The 14452-nt window shown below is 68.0% G+C and carries 16 protein-coding genes; 10 read left to right on the top strand and 6 right to left on the bottom strand.

Annotated elements, in window-relative coordinates; all coding sequences use genetic code 11:
- The first annotated feature begins 147 nt into the window (after positions 1-147).
- Positions 148-933 carry an alpha/beta fold hydrolase gene (locus tag ACIP5Y_RS16500; RefSeq protein WP_400350964.1) on the top strand — a complete coding sequence of 262 codons (786 nt, stop codon included), beginning with the start codon at positions 148-150 and terminating at the stop codon, positions 931-933.
- Here ACIP5Y_RS16500 and ACIP5Y_RS16495 read toward each other — a convergent pair.
- Positions 930-1469: a GNAT family N-acetyltransferase gene (locus ACIP5Y_RS16495; RefSeq protein WP_400350962.1), complete on the bottom strand. Its 540-nt coding sequence runs from the start codon at positions 1467-1469 to the stop codon at positions 930-932. The two genes, ACIP5Y_RS16500 and ACIP5Y_RS16495, sit on opposite strands and share 4 nt — an antisense overlap.
- Positions 1470-1610: 141 nt before the next feature.
- Between ACIP5Y_RS16495 and ACIP5Y_RS16490 the strand changes: the two genes are divergently transcribed.
- The gene (locus tag ACIP5Y_RS16490) at positions 1611-2336 is read left to right on the top strand and encodes an LppP/LprE family lipoprotein (protein WP_400350961.1); all 726 of its coding nucleotides are present in this window, start codon (positions 1611-1613) and stop codon (positions 2334-2336) included.
- A gap of 104 nt (positions 2337-2440) precedes the next feature.
- On the top strand, positions 2441-3328 hold the full coding sequence (locus tag ACIP5Y_RS16485) for a class I SAM-dependent methyltransferase (protein WP_400350959.1): 888 nt from the start codon (positions 2441-2443) through the stop codon (positions 3326-3328).
- Between the two features lie 180 nt (positions 3329-3508).
- Here ACIP5Y_RS16485 and ACIP5Y_RS16480 read toward each other — a convergent pair whose 3' ends face one another.
- Positions 3509-4399, bottom strand: coding sequence for an esterase/lipase family protein (locus tag ACIP5Y_RS16480; protein ID WP_400350957.1), 891 nt, complete (start codon positions 4397-4399; stop codon positions 3509-3511).
- A 159-nt stretch (positions 4400-4558) separates the two neighbouring features.
- On the opposite strand from ACIP5Y_RS16480, the gene ACIP5Y_RS16475 reads away from it, so the two are divergent.
- Complete coding sequence (locus ACIP5Y_RS16475; RefSeq protein WP_400350955.1) at positions 4559-4771, top strand: hypothetical protein; 213 nt, start codon at positions 4559-4561, stop codon at positions 4769-4771.
- Here ACIP5Y_RS16475 and ACIP5Y_RS16470 read toward each other — a convergent pair.
- Complete coding sequence (locus ACIP5Y_RS16470; protein WP_400350953.1) at positions 4723-5979, bottom strand: TetR/AcrR family transcriptional regulator; 1257 nt, start codon at positions 5977-5979, stop codon at positions 4723-4725. The genes ACIP5Y_RS16475 and ACIP5Y_RS16470 overlap by 49 nt on opposite strands.
- A gap of 238 nt (positions 5980-6217) precedes the next feature.
- On the opposite strand from ACIP5Y_RS16470, the gene ACIP5Y_RS16465 reads away from it, so the two are divergent.
- Positions 6218-6661, top strand: a complete 444-nt coding sequence (locus tag ACIP5Y_RS16465) for an SRPBCC family protein (protein ID WP_400350951.1) — start codon at positions 6218-6220, stop codon at positions 6659-6661.
- Positions 6662-6677: 16 nt separating this feature from the next.
- Here ACIP5Y_RS16465 and ACIP5Y_RS16460 read toward each other — a convergent pair whose 3' ends face one another.
- Entirely contained in the window at positions 6678-6995 is a 318-nt protein-coding gene (locus ACIP5Y_RS16460) for a DMT family transporter (protein WP_400350949.1), read from the bottom strand.
- Between the two features lie 20 nt (positions 6996-7015).
- On the bottom strand, positions 7016-7348 hold the full coding sequence (locus tag ACIP5Y_RS16455; protein ID WP_400350947.1) for a DMT family transporter: 333 nt from the start codon (positions 7346-7348) through the stop codon (positions 7016-7018).
- 75 nt (positions 7349-7423) lie between these two features.
- Here ACIP5Y_RS16455 and ACIP5Y_RS16450 point away from each other — a divergent pair, with 75 nt between their 5' ends.
- Together ACIP5Y_RS16450 and ACIP5Y_RS16445 are read left to right on the top strand one after the other, a co-directional pair.
- Entirely contained in the window at positions 7424-7858 is a 435-nt protein-coding gene (locus ACIP5Y_RS16450) for a MarR family winged helix-turn-helix transcriptional regulator (protein ID WP_400350946.1), read from the top strand.
- An 87-nt stretch (positions 7859-7945) separates the two neighbouring features.
- Entirely contained in the window at positions 7946-8713 is a 768-nt protein-coding gene (locus tag ACIP5Y_RS16445; protein WP_400350944.1) for an enoyl-CoA hydratase, read from the top strand.
- Between the two features lie 86 nt (positions 8714-8799).
- Here the strand turns inward: ACIP5Y_RS16445 and ACIP5Y_RS16440 are convergent, their stop codons facing one another.
- Positions 8800-9393 carry a TetR/AcrR family transcriptional regulator gene (locus ACIP5Y_RS16440; RefSeq protein ID WP_400350942.1) on the bottom strand — a complete coding sequence of 198 codons (594 nt, stop codon included), beginning with the start codon at positions 9391-9393 and terminating at the stop codon, positions 8800-8802.
- 162 nt (positions 9394-9555) lie between these two features.
- Here ACIP5Y_RS16440 and ACIP5Y_RS16435 point away from each other — a divergent pair, with 162 nt between their 5' ends.
- From ACIP5Y_RS16435 to ACIP5Y_RS16425, 3 genes are read left to right on the top strand one after another with little or no spacing between them, the layout of a single operon-like run.
- Positions 9556-11160, top strand: coding sequence for a carboxyl transferase domain-containing protein (locus tag ACIP5Y_RS16435; RefSeq protein ID WP_400350940.1), 1605 nt, complete (start codon positions 9556-9558; stop codon positions 11158-11160).
- Between the two features lie 5 nt (positions 11161-11165).
- Positions 11166-13292, top strand: a complete 2127-nt coding sequence (locus tag ACIP5Y_RS16430) for a biotin carboxylase N-terminal domain-containing protein (RefSeq protein ID WP_400350938.1) — start codon at positions 11166-11168, stop codon at positions 13290-13292.
- Complete coding sequence (locus tag ACIP5Y_RS16425) at positions 13289-14449, top strand: acyl-CoA dehydrogenase family protein (RefSeq protein ID WP_400350936.1); 1161 nt, start codon at positions 13289-13291, stop codon at positions 14447-14449. The genes ACIP5Y_RS16430 and ACIP5Y_RS16425 overlap by 4 nt, the downstream gene beginning before the upstream one ends.
- Positions 14450-14452: the final 3 nt, after the last annotated feature.

Raw genomic sequence — 14452 nt, 5'->3', positions numbered from 1 at the left:
CAGAAGAGACGCCCGCCGCCACCGAAATTCATCGCTGCACGCGGCCCGGATATCGCGTCAGCGGACGCATCAGGCCGGCGTCAGCTCGATATCAGCCCGGTTCGCGAAAGTTCTTCCTATCAGCAACGCCAACAGCAAGGAAGAACAATGAACGCGCAGCTCACCACCGCCTGGACCGGCAAGATCACCGTCGAGGACACCACCCTGGCGGTCACCGACACCGGCGGCGCCGGCATCCCCGTCCTCTACCTGAACGGCTCCTACGCCGACCAGTCCTCCTGGAAGCGCATGATCGCCGACCTCGGCCCCGGCTACCGCCACATCACCTTCGACGAGCGCGCCCGCGGCAAGTCCGGCCGCTCGGCCGACTACTCCTTCGAGGCCTGCCTCCGTGACGTGGACGCCGTCCTCGCCGCCCGCGGCGTGGAGCGCGCCATCCTGGTCGGCTGGTCCTACGGCGCCCTGGTCGCTGTGCACTACGCCGACCGCAACCCCGACCGCGTCCTCGGCGTGGTCTCCGCCGACGGCGCCCAGCCCTACGGCCTGACCGACGAGGCCGGAAAAGAGCGGATCCGCAAGCTCTTCCACGGCATGCGCTACTTCATGCCCCTGCTGCGCCCCCTCGGCATGGCCGCCCGCATGAGCGCCGACCAGCACGCCGAGATCAATATCGAACTCAACGAACTCTGCGCCGCCCTCGCGCCGGTCCTCGAGCGCCTCACCTGCCAGGTCCGCTATGTCCTCGCCACCGGCGCCAATCTCGGTGCGGCCGCGGAGGAAATGGAAGCCGTCCGCGCCTCTCTCGACCCGGTGCTCGCCGTCAACCCGAACCTGAAGGTCAGCGCCAAGGTCCCCAGCAACCATTCCAAGTTGCTGGCCAAGGACTTCCACGCCCTCGCCGAGACGGTACGCGAACTCACCACCGCCCGTTAAAGATTCGCTGCGGAAACCTCGTAGATGATCTCCAGCCCATCCTCCTCGTCCACCTCCTCGCCGACTTCCACGAAGCCGTACTGGGACGCCAGCCGGTACGAGGCGAGATTGTCGGGCCGAATACTGACGCGCACCGTCCGCACCCCGGGCTCGCGGGCGGCGCGTTGGAGGAGGGACTCCAATGCCGCTCGCGCGTAGCCCTTTCGCCGATAGACCTCCTCGACGGCATACCCGATTTCCACCGTTCCCGACTCGTCGGGCGGGCCGTGATAGCCGGCTCGGCCGACGACGAGATCCTGTTGTTCGTCCCAAATGGCGCCGGTAACCCAAGCGGCACTGGCCGGATCCTGCCGAACCTGCCGGTCGCGCCGCTCCCACAGCGAGCGCCACTCCGGACCGACGAAATGCGCCGGAAGTGGTAGTGGGCTGACGGCATTCGCCGCCTCGAGGTCGCCGCGCACGAGCGCCTCGAATGTGGGGCCGTTCAGATGCACGATCCGCACGGCCGGAAGTTCGCCGTTCCGATACAGAGACATGAATCGACTCTCCCATATCTTCTTGGTGCCCATGGCTTTTGGGGCATCGATCCCGGCAATCCCCGGGTAACACCGCATCCGCCCGCCTCGATGATCATTGTGTCCTTCCGTTCGGAACGGAAGCCGAATCGAGGGGATCACATGAAAGCCGACTCTGTGCTGTTTGCTGCGCTCACCGCGGGCGTGCTGGTCGCCGTCACCGCGTGCGGGACCGGTTCGAACCAGGCGGTGACGCCCACTTCGTCGCCCGGCAGCGTGTCGCAGGGAGCGCAGCCGACCCAGGCCACCCGGGCAACGCAGCCCGCACCGCCCGGGCAAGCCGAGTCGTCGTCCCCGGGCGACTCCGACCCGACGGTGGTGGCGCCGGTCACGACGACGAATCCGGTTGCGCCGCAGCCGCCTGCGGTAACCCCGCAGCCGCCCACGGTGGCGCCGGTGACCTCGGCAGCGCCGTACGGCAGCGGGCACGGACTCTGCTTCGATCTCAATTCCGCCCTGTCGAATTCCGCCATCAAGAGCCTGGCGGCCTCGCCCGTCGGAGCGTGGACCAACCCGTCGGCGAGCAATGATCGCATCTCCGACGGCTGCGAGGGCGTGCTCTCGTGGATGACGGTGGAATCGGGCAATATCCACCCGTACACCCATGTCCTCTTCTTCGCCGATGGCACCTATCTGGGCACGGCGACCGCCAAGCCGTACGGCTACACCGAGGTGGTCGGCAAGACCGCGAACACGGTGTCGGTGAGCTACCGCTGGGCGCTGCCGCAGGATGCCCTGTGCTGCCCGTCCGGCGGTCCCGGCCTGGTGACCTTCACCCTGTCCGGCGGCAAGGTGCAGGCCAGCGGCCAATTCCCGCCGGCCGGCTGAGCGCGGTTGCCGGGTAGTTACCAGCGGGGGAAGATCGAGAGTGGTGCGGTGGATGGGGCCGCACCGAATTCTGCTGTGATAGTCGGCGAACCGTGAGGTGGGACATGCGAACTGACGGGGACAGCTGGGACATCGTGACGAGTGTGGGGCTGACCGCCCTGGGAGTTGCTACCTTCCGGGCATTGGAGTCGGCCGAAGACGTGCCGATGATTCGCGACGAATACGCGACCTTGTTCGTGAAGGCCGCGGGGGAGCCGCATTTCGTGAGCATGCTGGCCGATCAGGCCGCCATGGGCGGCGCCCGCCGTTTCGGCCGTTTCATGGGCGTCCGCACCAAATTCTTCGACGAATTCTTCGAGACGGCGTGGCAGCGGGGCGTGCGGCAGGCGGTGATCCTGGCGTCCGGCCTGGATGCCCGGGCCTACCGGCTCGATTGGCCGCCCGGCATGGTGGTGTTCGAGATCGATCAGCCCAAAGTGCTGGAGTTCAAGGATCAGGTGCTCACCGATAACCACGCCGTGCCCAAGGCTGATCGGCGGGTGCTGGCGATCGATCTGCGCGACGATTGGCCCGCCGCGCTCATCGCGGCCGGCTTCGATCCCGCCCGCCCGACGGCCTGGTCCGCCGAGGGTCTCCTCCCGTTCCTGCCGGGCACCGCGCACGACGCCTTGTTCGAGCGCATAGACGCCTTGTCCGCGCCGGGCAGCAGCGTCGCGACGGATGATTTCGCCCGCGGCCTGGACCCCGCCCATTTCGTCAACGTGGCGGAAAAGGCCTTCGGCGCCAACCCTTTCGGTGATCTGGACGTCGGCGCCCTCTGGTACGACGACCCGCGGGCCGAGCCGGGAGCCTGGCTGTCCGAACACGATTGGGCGGTCCGCACCACCACGCCGTACGACCTGGCCGTCGCCTACGGCCGTCCGATGGCCGATCTGCCCGCCGAGGTGGTCGACCTGACCCGCCTGATGTGTTACGTGACCGCCACCCGCTGATCGCAAAGGTGCAGGGCCACCGGAGCATTCCGCCCCGGTGGCCCCATTCCGCACCCGAATACACGCCGCGGCGTGCCGTCCACCTTTCCCTGCCGGACCGGTGCGCCGCAGCGTCCAGGCACTGTCGAGTATCCAGCACCCGGCCGGTCGGCGGGTGGGGTATCGGCGGCGTCGGAGAATTCAGCTCCGCAGCTGATCCAGCACCCAACCGCCGGTCTGCGGGCTGGACCGGATGAGCGAGTGATCCACGGGATCGGCGCCCGGGAACAGATCCTCGTAGACCGCGTTGGTGACCCCGGGCTCGTCGATCAGCGAGCAGGTGACGGCCGGCGTCGCGAGTTGATCGTTGCGCGTGGCGATTACCGAATACCGCACCCCGGGCTGCGTGACATTCCCGTCGAAGATGGCCTTGTACACATCGGAATTCGGCGCCATCTCGGTGGCCACCGCCATATCGGGCGACAGCGATCCCAGTACCGACGACAGGAACGGCAGCGCGGTCAGTAGCTGCACCGGCGTGATCGGCGGATTCTCGATGCCGAACGGAGCGAGCAGCCCGGCGCCGTCACACCCGCGCGCCTCGGGCGTGATGAGCACGGCGTGGTTCACCGCCGGCGCCCCGCCGAGCACCTTCAGGTAGTCGTTGGTGACGATCGTCCCCGCCGAATGCGCGACGATATCGACCTGTTCCGCCCCGGTGGCCTGCCGCACTTTCGCGATGAAATCGGCCAGTTGATGCCCCTCGGCGGGAATGTCTCCGGCCCACCGTTTCCCGTTCACGATCCCGCCCTGGAACAGCAGCGTGCAATTGCCCGCCCCGCGCAGCGCCCCGAGCATGGTTGCCCATTGCGCGTCGGTGTCCGAAGTGTTTCCGTCTCCGCCGGGCAGCACGATCACCGGATTCGGATGCGCCGCTGTCGGTCCGCAGTCGATCGGCGGTTCGATGGTCGTCCCGGCCGGCAGGGCCGCTGCCGCGGGTGTGGTCGCCGGCCCGGGATCCGCCGTCGCGGTGGCCGTGCTCGCGAAAATCGCCCCCACCAGGACGGCGGCGAGCCGCATCCCAATTCTCATGCGTTGAACAGCCTTTCGAGTCGTTCGAGTGCGGCTCGATTATTCACGAAATTCGACTCGCGCCCTCTGCTTGCTGCATTAGCGAATGATCGGCAAATATATTTGGTCGGAGGCGGACCGAATTGCCGTGATAGTCCGGGAAGTGCGGAGAGGAATGCCATGAGCAGGACCGATACGTTCGAACCGAACCACGCCGGGCTCTATTGGGACCGTGACGGCGACATCTGGCAGCGCGAGGACGTCGGCTGGCGTCTCATTCTGCAGAGCGGCGTCGCGGTCGACCCGATATCGGTGTGGGAGTGGGATGCCGGGCACGTCCGCGATTACGCGCCCTTCACCCCGGTTTCCCCCATTGCGGCGGCGGGCGGATAACCGAAGAGCACGGTTTCCATCAGGCGGATGACCCGCTGCGGTGGGCAGATCTGCCGGCGCGGGGATTCGGCGTCGGAATCGTCGAATACCCGGCCCAGATCGACCACCAGTCCGAAGGCGGCCTGCACCAGAATGCGGGCCTCCCCCTCCGAGAGTTCCGGTCGCACCGCCACCAGCAGCCGCACCCATTCGGCCACGATGAGCCGCTGCACATTGCGCAGCACGGTGCGTTCCTCGGCCGAGACATGACCGAATTCCGCGTAATAGACGAAGGTCAGTTCCCGTTCGGCAAACGACCCGGCCACGTAGAGATCCACCAGCTTGGTCAGCGCTTCCGCGGGTGTCGGCGAGGAGGCCACCGCCGGCCCGATCGCCCCCGACACCCGGTCGGCCGCCCGGCGGAAGGCCGCGGCCAGCAGATCGCCCTTGCTGCGGTAGTAGCGGTACACCGCCGAGGCCGCCGACAGATCCGCCGCGGCCGCGATGTCTTCCACGCTCACATTGGGATAGCCGCGCTCGTGGAACAGCTCCACGGCCTTCTTCAGCAGCAGTTCGTGTTTGAAGGACAGCGGGATCTCCACCGCGCGCGCCGGCTCGGGATCGATACCGGCGGGCGGCAACTCGGTCGCGATCACCGCCGCACAGGCCGAATGCAGCAGGGCGGTCAGGGTTTTGGCGGGCAGCGCGGCGTGATGGTCGCCGATACTGGAGATCACGCTGAGCAGCGTGACCGCGCGCACGACCCGGTCGTGCCCGTCGAGTTCCGGCCGCACCTCGCCGATCAGCCGCCGCAGGGTGGCGCCGGCATACGCGAATTGCTCGTCCAGGCCCTGCTTGTCGGTGGCGTCGAGATAGCGGCCCTCCCAGCGCGCCAGCGCCACCGTGGACCGATTGGCAATGGTCTCGCCGATGAGCCGGTCGATCACCTGTGCAAGGCGCTGCGCCGCCGGCAGCTCCAGCGCCTCGGGCGGCAGGGTGGCGGCGTCGGCGGTGAGCGTGCCCAGCCGCAGCAGCTCCTCGCGGAAGAGCGCGTACTTGCTCGGATAGTGCCGATACAAAGCCGCGGAGCTGATCCCGACGCGCGTCGCGATGTCCTCCATGCTGACGCCGTGGTACCCGAGCGAACCGAAGGCCGCCGCCGAGGTGGCGGCGATCTGGGCACGCCGGTTCTTCGGCCGGCGCCGGATCACCCGCTCCTCGACACTCATGTCAGCAATGGTAGCGACCTGGTCGTTTGCGGAGTCCTCCTGTCCCGTCAAGGCTGTTGCCGGGTCCGCCGGGCGGCCTCGCGACCGATCAGCGCGTGCGAAAGCACAAGGCGCTCATCTGATTCCGGCCGGAAGGTGAAGTAATCGGAATGCAATCTTGCGATTCGAGTGATCGGCTCGATCACGGGTCTTCGATCTCGTAGGCTGCGACAGCAGCAACAATCGAAACGGAGCCGGCATGCGCACGGTGGAGCTTGAACGCACCATCCAGGCACCACTCATCGATGTGTTCGATTGGCTCACCGATGCCACCAATTATCAACGGGCGCCGTTCGTCCGCCGGGTCACCCCGGTCCGGCCGGGTGATACCAATGGTCACGGGGTCGGCGCGGTCCGGCTCATCGTCACCCCGCTCATCCGTTTGACCGAAGAGGTCGTCGAGTACGACCCGCCCGTGCTGATGCGCTACAGCCTGCTGAATTCCGTTCCGCCCCTGCGTCATCAGGAAGGTCATATGGCCTTCAGTGAGTGCTCGGCGGGTACCCGCGTGCACTGGTCCACGACCTTCGAGATCGCCTCGCCGATTCTGCCCGCATTGTGCACCCGCCTGTTCCTGCCCGTGGTGCGGGAGGGGTTCCGGCTGGTGCTGCGCACCGCGGAGCGTGAACTCCGCGGTGCGTGAACAAGATCCGTGATCGCTAGCCGGCGGCCAGGCGTAGCGTGATCGCGCCCGCGATAATGGCGGCGAACGAGATGAGCTTGGGCAGCGTGATCTTCTCCTTGTAGATCAAGGCGCCCAGCACCACGGTGCCGATCGAGCCGATTCCGGTCCACACGGTGTACCCCACGCTGACATCCAAGGTCCGGAGCGCGAGGCTCAGCGTGAAAATCCCGGCGGCCGCCGCGATCAGCGTGAACACCGACGGCCACAGGCGGGTGAAACCCTTGGTGGCATTGGTGCCGAGCGCGAAGGCGACCTCGAAAACGGCGGCTATCAACAGATATCCCCAGGCCATGATGAACTCCTCGAAGAACGTTATGCGGTAGCGGAAATCTTGTCGGCGAGCTTGAGTCCGAGGACGCCGCCGATGATCAGAACGAAGGCAATGGCTTTCGCGGGCGTGATGGTCTCGTGGAAGACGAGCGAGGCGAACACCACGGTGCCCACCGACCCGATCCCGGTCCACACCGTGTAGCCCACCCCGACATCCAGCGACTTCAGCGCCAGGCTCAGGAAGAAGATGCCGCCGGAGGCGGCGGCCGCGGTCAGCAGCGACGGCCACAGCTCGGTGAATCCGTGTGTCGCGTCGGTGGCGAGGGCGAAGACGACCTCGAAAACGGAGGCAATGAGCAGATAGACCCAAGCCATCGAGAGCTCCTAGGTAGTTGCATGTATGTGCAAATTTCTTGCGCGCCGCAAAAGCATGCATGTACAAATAACTTTGTGTCAACCCCGATTCGAACCGACGCCGCCATGTGGAGCCACATGCTCACGCTGTACGCCCACGTGGAAACCCGCCTTGCCACCGCGCTGCAACGCCGCCACGGCCTGGGCCTGTCCGAATACCGGGCGCTCGTCTTCCTGGACGACGCCCCGGACAACGAACTCCGCATGCAGGAACTCGCGGCCAGACTCGGCCTGAACCAGAGCTCGGTCACCCGCCTGGTGGCCCGCCTCAACTCCGCCGACCTCACCTACCGTGACCTGTGCCCCGAAGACAAACGCGGCGCCTACACCGTCCTCACCGACGCCGGCCGCGCCCGCTACCGGCAGGCCCGCCCCACCTACGACGAAACCCTCACCGCCGCACTGGCCGAAGCCGCCGAAGCGGACCCGGCCGTGGCCGAATTCCTGTCCGCCGCACGCCGCTCCTTCTGACGCACCGCGGCGCGTCGTCGTGCGGCCCCGGGCCGCTGTTCCGGTGGTCCCCGACCCGAATCCCGGTCGCCCGCCTACGATCTGCGCGTGGCCGAAATCAAACTGGAACGCACCGGCAAGGTCGCGGTCGTCACCGTCCATGACCCCGACAAGCGCAATGCCCTGACCCTGGACCTCTCCGCCGACCTGGCCGACGCCATCGCGGAAGCACAGCACGACACCGCCATCCACGCCGTCGTGGTCACCGGCACGCCCCCCGCCTTCTGCGCGGGCGCCAGCCTCACCGCCCTCGGCGAAGCCCAGGAGCAAGGCCTGCGCGCCATCTACGAAGGCTTCCTGGCCGTGTCCCGCTGCCCCCTCCCGACCATCGCCGCGGTAGGCGGCCAAGCCGTAGGCGCCGGCCTCAACCTGGCCCTCGCCGCCGACGTCCGCCTGGCAAACCCGAAGGCCCGCTTCGATGCCCGCTTCCTCCGCCTCGGCATCCACCCCGGCGGCGGCATGACCTGGATGCTCCAGCGCGCGGTGGGCCCGCAGCAGGCAGCCGCCATGACCCTCTTCAACGAGGTCCTCGACGCCCGCGCCGCCCACTCCGCCGGCCTCGTCCACCGAGTGATCGAAGGCGACCACGCGACCCTCCTCGCCGCCGCAATCGATTTCGCCGCCGCCACCGCCGAAACCCCCCGAGAGCTCCTCATCTCCACCAAACGCACCATGCGGGCCACCCGCGCCCTGGCAGCCCACGCCGAAGCCGTGGACGCCGAAGTAACCCCCCAACTCGAATCCCTCGCCTCCCCGGAATTCGCCACCCGCCTGGCCACGATCCAGGCCCAGATCAGCGCCGCCCAGCCCCACTGAGCCCAAAAGCCGAGCGCCACAACCGAGCTCGGCTCCCCACCACCGGTGGCGACAGCCCGAAAGCGGGACCTAGCTCGAGGCAGGGTTCACAGCAATGCGGCGAGCGCCATACGGCGCAGCACCGGGCGCGCGCGGGTGGCGGTTGTCGCCGGCGCGCTGTGCGGCGTGGAGTTGATGAGCCCGAAGGTGGCATGCGCCTGCGTGCGGGCGACCTGCTCGGGGAGATCGGCGTGCAGCTCGCGCAGCACGGTGACCCAGAGCTCGACGTATTGGCGCTGAGTGCGCCGCACTTGACGCCTGGCCGACTCCGGCAGGTTCTCGAGATCGCGGTCCTGGATGCGGATGAGTTCGGGATTGCCGAAGGCGAAGTCGAGGTGGAAGTCGACCAATCCGTCCAGGGCCGCGCTCGGCGTCTCCGCCGCGTCGACCACCGCGCGCCCGCCATCGAGCAGGCGCTGACTGATACCCACGAGCAGTTCGACGAGCAGCGCTTCCTTATTGGGGAAGTGCCGGTACACGGCCGGCCCACTGATGCCCACCGCCGCGCCCAGATCATCGAGCCGCATCCCCAGGAACCCGCGATCCGCGATCAGCCGCGCCCCCGCATCCAGCAACTGCTCCCGCCGCTGCGCTTTGAGCTGCTCCCGCCGGGTAGGGGCAACGGTTTCAGTGCTGTTCACCGCATGCTCCCTTCGCTTGCTGACGGGTGTCCCCGGGGGTTCGGGGGCGTAAGCCCCGGAGCGCTCCGAGAGTTGGCACCCTGGGTCCCTGGACAACTCAGTTAATGAAGATTATCTTATTTTCCAGTTATTGGTGATTAACCGAGCGGACGGGATGCCGGGATGACGGTCACTGGGGATGTGCGCACCGGGAACCGGGCCGCGCACCTCGAACTGGTCGATGAGCTGCGAGAAAAGCTCGCGACGAGCGCGTTGGGCGGCCCCGCGAAGGCACGGGAGCGGCACCTGGCGAGGGGCAAGCTGCTGCCGCGGCAGCGGGTGGATCAGCTGTTGGATCCGGGCAGCCCATTCCTGGAACTGTCGCCCCTGGCGGCCGACGGGATGTACGGCGACGAGTGCCCCGGCGCGGGCGTGATCGGCGGCATCGGCCGGGTATCCGGCCGCGAGTGCGTGATCGTGGCGAACGATGCGACGGTCAAGGGCGGCACCTACTACCCGATGACGGTGAAGAAGCACCTGCGCGCTCAAGAGGTCGCGCTGCAGAACCACCTGCCCTGCATCTACCTGGTCGACTCCGGCGGCGCCCACCTGCCGCACCAGGATGAGGTCTTCCCCGACCGCGACCACTTCGGCCGCATCTTCTACAACCAGGCGAACCTGAGCGCCAAGGGCATCGCCCAGATCTCGGCGGTCATGGGCTCCTGCACCGCCGGCGGCGCCTACGTCCCCGCGATGAGCGACGAGAATGTCATCGTCCGCAATCAGGGCACCATCTTCCTGGGCGGCCCGCCGCTGGTGAAGGCCGCCACCGGCGAGATCGTCACCGCCGAGGAACTGGGCGGCGGCGAATTGCATTCCCGCACTTCGGGAGTCACCGACCACCTGGCCGAGAGCGATCAGGACGCCCTGCGCATCGTCCGTAATATCGTCGCCACCCTGGGCCCGAAGACCCCGACCCCGTGGGAGGTCACCCCCACGGTCGATCCCATTGCCCCGCAGGACGAGCTGTACGACATCGTCCCCATCGACCTCCGCACCCCCTACGACGTCCGCGAGGTCATCACCCGCCTGGTCGACGGCGGCGAATTCGAGGAGTTCAAGGCCGAATACGGCCGCACCCTGGTCACCGGTTTCGCGCGCATCCACGGCCACCCGGTCGGCATCGTCGCCAATAACGGCGTCCTGTTCAGCGAATCCGCCATGAAGGGCGCGCATTTCATCGAACTCTGCGACAAGCGGGTCATCCCGCTGCTGTTCCTGCAGAACATCACCGGCTTCATGGTCGGCCGCGACTATGAGGCCGGCGGCATCGCCAAGCACGGCGCCAAGATGGTCACCGCCGTGGCCTGCGCCCGCGTGCCGAAGCTGACGGTGGTCATCGGCGGTTCCTACGGTGCGGGCAACTACTCGATGTGCGGCCGCGCGTATTCGCCACGCTTCCTGTGGATGTGGCCCAATGCCCGCATCTCGGTTATGGGCGGCGAGCAAGCAGCCTCGGTGCTGGCCACCGTCCGCGGCGAAGCGCAGGGAGGTGGAGCGCAACTGGACAGCAATGGCAAGCCCTGGTCGGACGAGGATCAGGAGGCTTTCAAGACCCCCATCCGCGACCAGTACGAACGCCAGGGCAATCCCTACTACTCCACGGCCCGCCTCTGGGACGACGGCGTGATCGATCCGGCCGACACCAGAACCGTTGTCGGCCTGGCACTCTCGGCCTGCGCGCAGGCGCCCCTCGAACCCGTCGCCTACGGCGTCTTCCGGATGTGATCGACATGATGAACAAAGCGCACCCCGTCGCCTTCGATACCGTCCTGGTCGCCAACCGCGGTGAGATCGCCGTGCGGGTGATCCGCACCTTGCGCGCCATGGGTATTCGCTCGGTCGCGGTCTACAGCGATGCCGATGTCGATGCCCGTCATGTGCACGAGGCCGACACCGCCGTACGGCTCGGCCCGGCCCCGGCGCGCGAGTCCTACCTGGATATCGCCAAGGTCGTGGACGCCGCCGTACGCTCCGGTGCACAGGCCGTGCACCCGGGATACGGCTTCCTGTCGGAGAATTCGGCCTTCGCGGCAGCCCTGGACGAGGCCGGCATCGTCTTCCTCGGCCCGCCCGCGCGCGCCATCGAGATCATGGGCGACAAGATCGCGGCCAAGAACGCGGTCTCCGCCTACGGCGTACCGGTGGTGCCCGGTATCGCGCGGCCCGGCCTCACCGATGCCGAATTGATCGAAGCCGCAACGGAAATCGGCTACCCGGTACTGGTGAAGCCGTCCGCGGGCGGCGGCGGCAAGGGCATGCGCCGGGTCGAGGACCCCGCGCAACTCCCCGACGCCCTGGTCAGCGCCCGCCGCGAAGCTGCCTCGGCCTTCGGTGACGACACCCTCTTCCTGGAGCGTTTCGTCCACCGTCCCCGCCATATCGAGGTGCAGATCCTCGCCGACGGTTTCGGCCAGGTCCTGCATCTGGGCGAACGCGAATGCAGCCTGCAGCGCCGCCATCAGAAGGTGATCGAGGAGGCCCCCTCGCCGCTGCTGGACGCCCGCACCCGGGCCCGCATCGGCGCCGCGGCCTGCAATACCGCACGCAGCGTGGACTATGTCGGCGCGGGCACCGTCGAATTCATCGTCTCGGCGGACCGGCCGGACGAGTTCTTCTTCATGGAGATGAACACCCGCCTCCAGGTGGAACACCCGGTGACCGAACTGGTCACCGGCGTCGACCTGGTGGAATGCCAGGTCCGCGTCGCGGCCGGACAGAAGCTGACGGCGAGCCAGGAGGACATCCGCCTCACCGGCCACGCCATCGAGGCGCGCGTCTACGCCGAGGATCCGGGCCGCGACTTCCTGCCCACCGGCGGCACCGTCCTGGCCCTGCGCGAGCCCGAAGGCAAAGGCGTGCGCGTGGATTCGGGCCTGCGCGCCGGCACCGTGGTCGGCACCGACTACGACCCCATGCTGTCCAAGGTCATCGCGCACGCCTCGGATCGCACCGAGGCCATCAGGCGCCTCGATGCGGCCCTGCGGGACACCCAGATCCTCGGTGTCCGAGCCAATATCGACTTCCTCCGCTTCCTCCTCGCCGACCCGGACGTCCAGGCGGGCCACCTCGACACCGGCCTCCTCGACCGCCGTGCCGGAGACTTCACGCCCGCGCCGGTCACCGACGACCAGTTCATCGCCGCCGCAACCCGGCTCTGGCTGCGGCAGTGGCCGGACGGCCCCGCCGACCCCTGGGCGATCCCGACCGGCTGGCGAGTGGGCGCACACGCCCCCACCGGCTTCCGCCTCGCAGGCGGCGACCGCACGGTCCACGTCTTCCTGAGCGGCACCCCCGACCAGGCCACCGCCTGGCTCGCCTCCGACGAGAAGGCCGCGCCCACAACGCAATCCGGTGCCGCCGCCGCCGATCCGCGGACCACCTCAGCCGATCGGCGAACCGGGCCGGTCGCGGGTGGCGCTGTGCACACCTTGTCGGCGCGCTCGGAGGCGGACGGGATCGCCCTCGTGCTCGACGGGCTGCGCGAGCACTACCGCATCGCCACCCGGCCGGGGCAGATCTGGGTGGGCGGCCGCACCGGCGTCGCCCTGCTGCGCGAGGTCGCCGAGGCCGATGTCCGCGCAGGCGAAGCCCATGTCGGCGATGCCGAAATCCAGAGCCCCATGCCGGGTTCGGTGATCGCCACCCCGGTCGCCACCGGCACGGTCGTCGCCGCCGGCGCTCCGATCGTGGTGGTGGAGGCCATGAAGATGGAGCACACCCTCACCGCACCCGTCGCGGGCCGGGTGGAACTGCTGGTCGGCCCCGGCGCCCAGGTTCGTTTGGATCAGCTGGTGGCCCGCATCATTGTCGCGGCGAGCCGCGCATCGGATACCGTCGAGGAGAACATCGCGTCATGACCGAATTCCTGTCCACCGGAACGCTTCCGGACGAGTACCGCGAACTCGCCCACACCGTGCGGGATTTCGCCAACCAGGTGGTGGCCCCGGTCGCCGCGAAGCACGATGCCGAGCACACCTTCCCCTACGAGGTGGTCGCGGGCATGGCGGACATGGGCCTGTTCGGCCTGCCCTTCCCCGAGGAGTTCGGCGGCATGGGCGGCGACTACTTCGCGCTGTGCCTGGCGCTCGAGGAACTCGGCAAGGTCGACCAGAGCGTGGCCATCACCCTGGAGGCCGGAGTCTCGCTGGGCGCCATGCCCATCTACCGCTTCGGCAATGACAAGCAGAAGCAGGAATGGCTGCCGCTGCTCACCAGCGGGCGCGCGCTGGGCGCCTTCGGCCTCACCGAGCCGGGCGCGGGCAGCGATGCCGGCGGCACCCGCACCACCGCGGTGCGGGACGGCGACAGCTGGATCATCAATGGCAGCAAGCAGTTCATCACCAACTCGGGCACCGATATCACCCGCCTGGTCACCGTCACCGCCGTCACCGGCACGACGGATGGCAAGAAGGAGATCTCGACCATCCTGGTGCCCACCGACACCCCCGGCTTCACCGCCGAGCCCGCCTACAACAAGGTCGGCTGGCACGCCTCCGACACCCATCCGCTGAGCTTCGACGACGTCCGCGTCCCCGCGGAGAACCTGCTCGGCGAGCGCGGTCGCGGCTACGCCAACTTCCTGCGCATCCTCGACGAGGGCCGCATCGCCATTGCCGCGCTGTCCGTCGGCGCGGCGCAGGGCTGTGTGGACGAGAGCGTCCGCTACGCCAAGGAGCGGGAGGCCTTCGGCCGCACCATCGGCAGCAATCAGGCCGTCGCCTTCAAGATCGCCCGCATGGAGGCGCGCGCCCACATGGCCCGCACCGCCTACTACGACGCGGCCGCCCTCATGCTCGCCGGAAAACCGTTCAAGAAACAGGCCGCCATCGCGAAACTCGTCGCCAGCGAGGCCGCCATGGACAATGCTCGCGACGCCACCCAGGTTTTCGGCGGCTACGGCTTCATGAACGAATATGCTGTGGCGCGGCACTATCGAGACAGCAAGATCCTGGAAATCGGTGAGGGCACGACTGAGGTGCAGTTGATGCTGATCGGGCGGGAGCTGGGTTTGTGACTG

Source organism: Nocardia sp. NPDC088792 (assembly GCF_044750615.1).
GTDB lineage: Bacteria > Actinomycetota > Actinomycetes > Mycobacteriales > Mycobacteriaceae > Nocardia.
The sequence above is the reverse complement of the archived record's forward strand: the minus strand, read 5'-3'. Positions and strand labels throughout refer to the sequence as shown.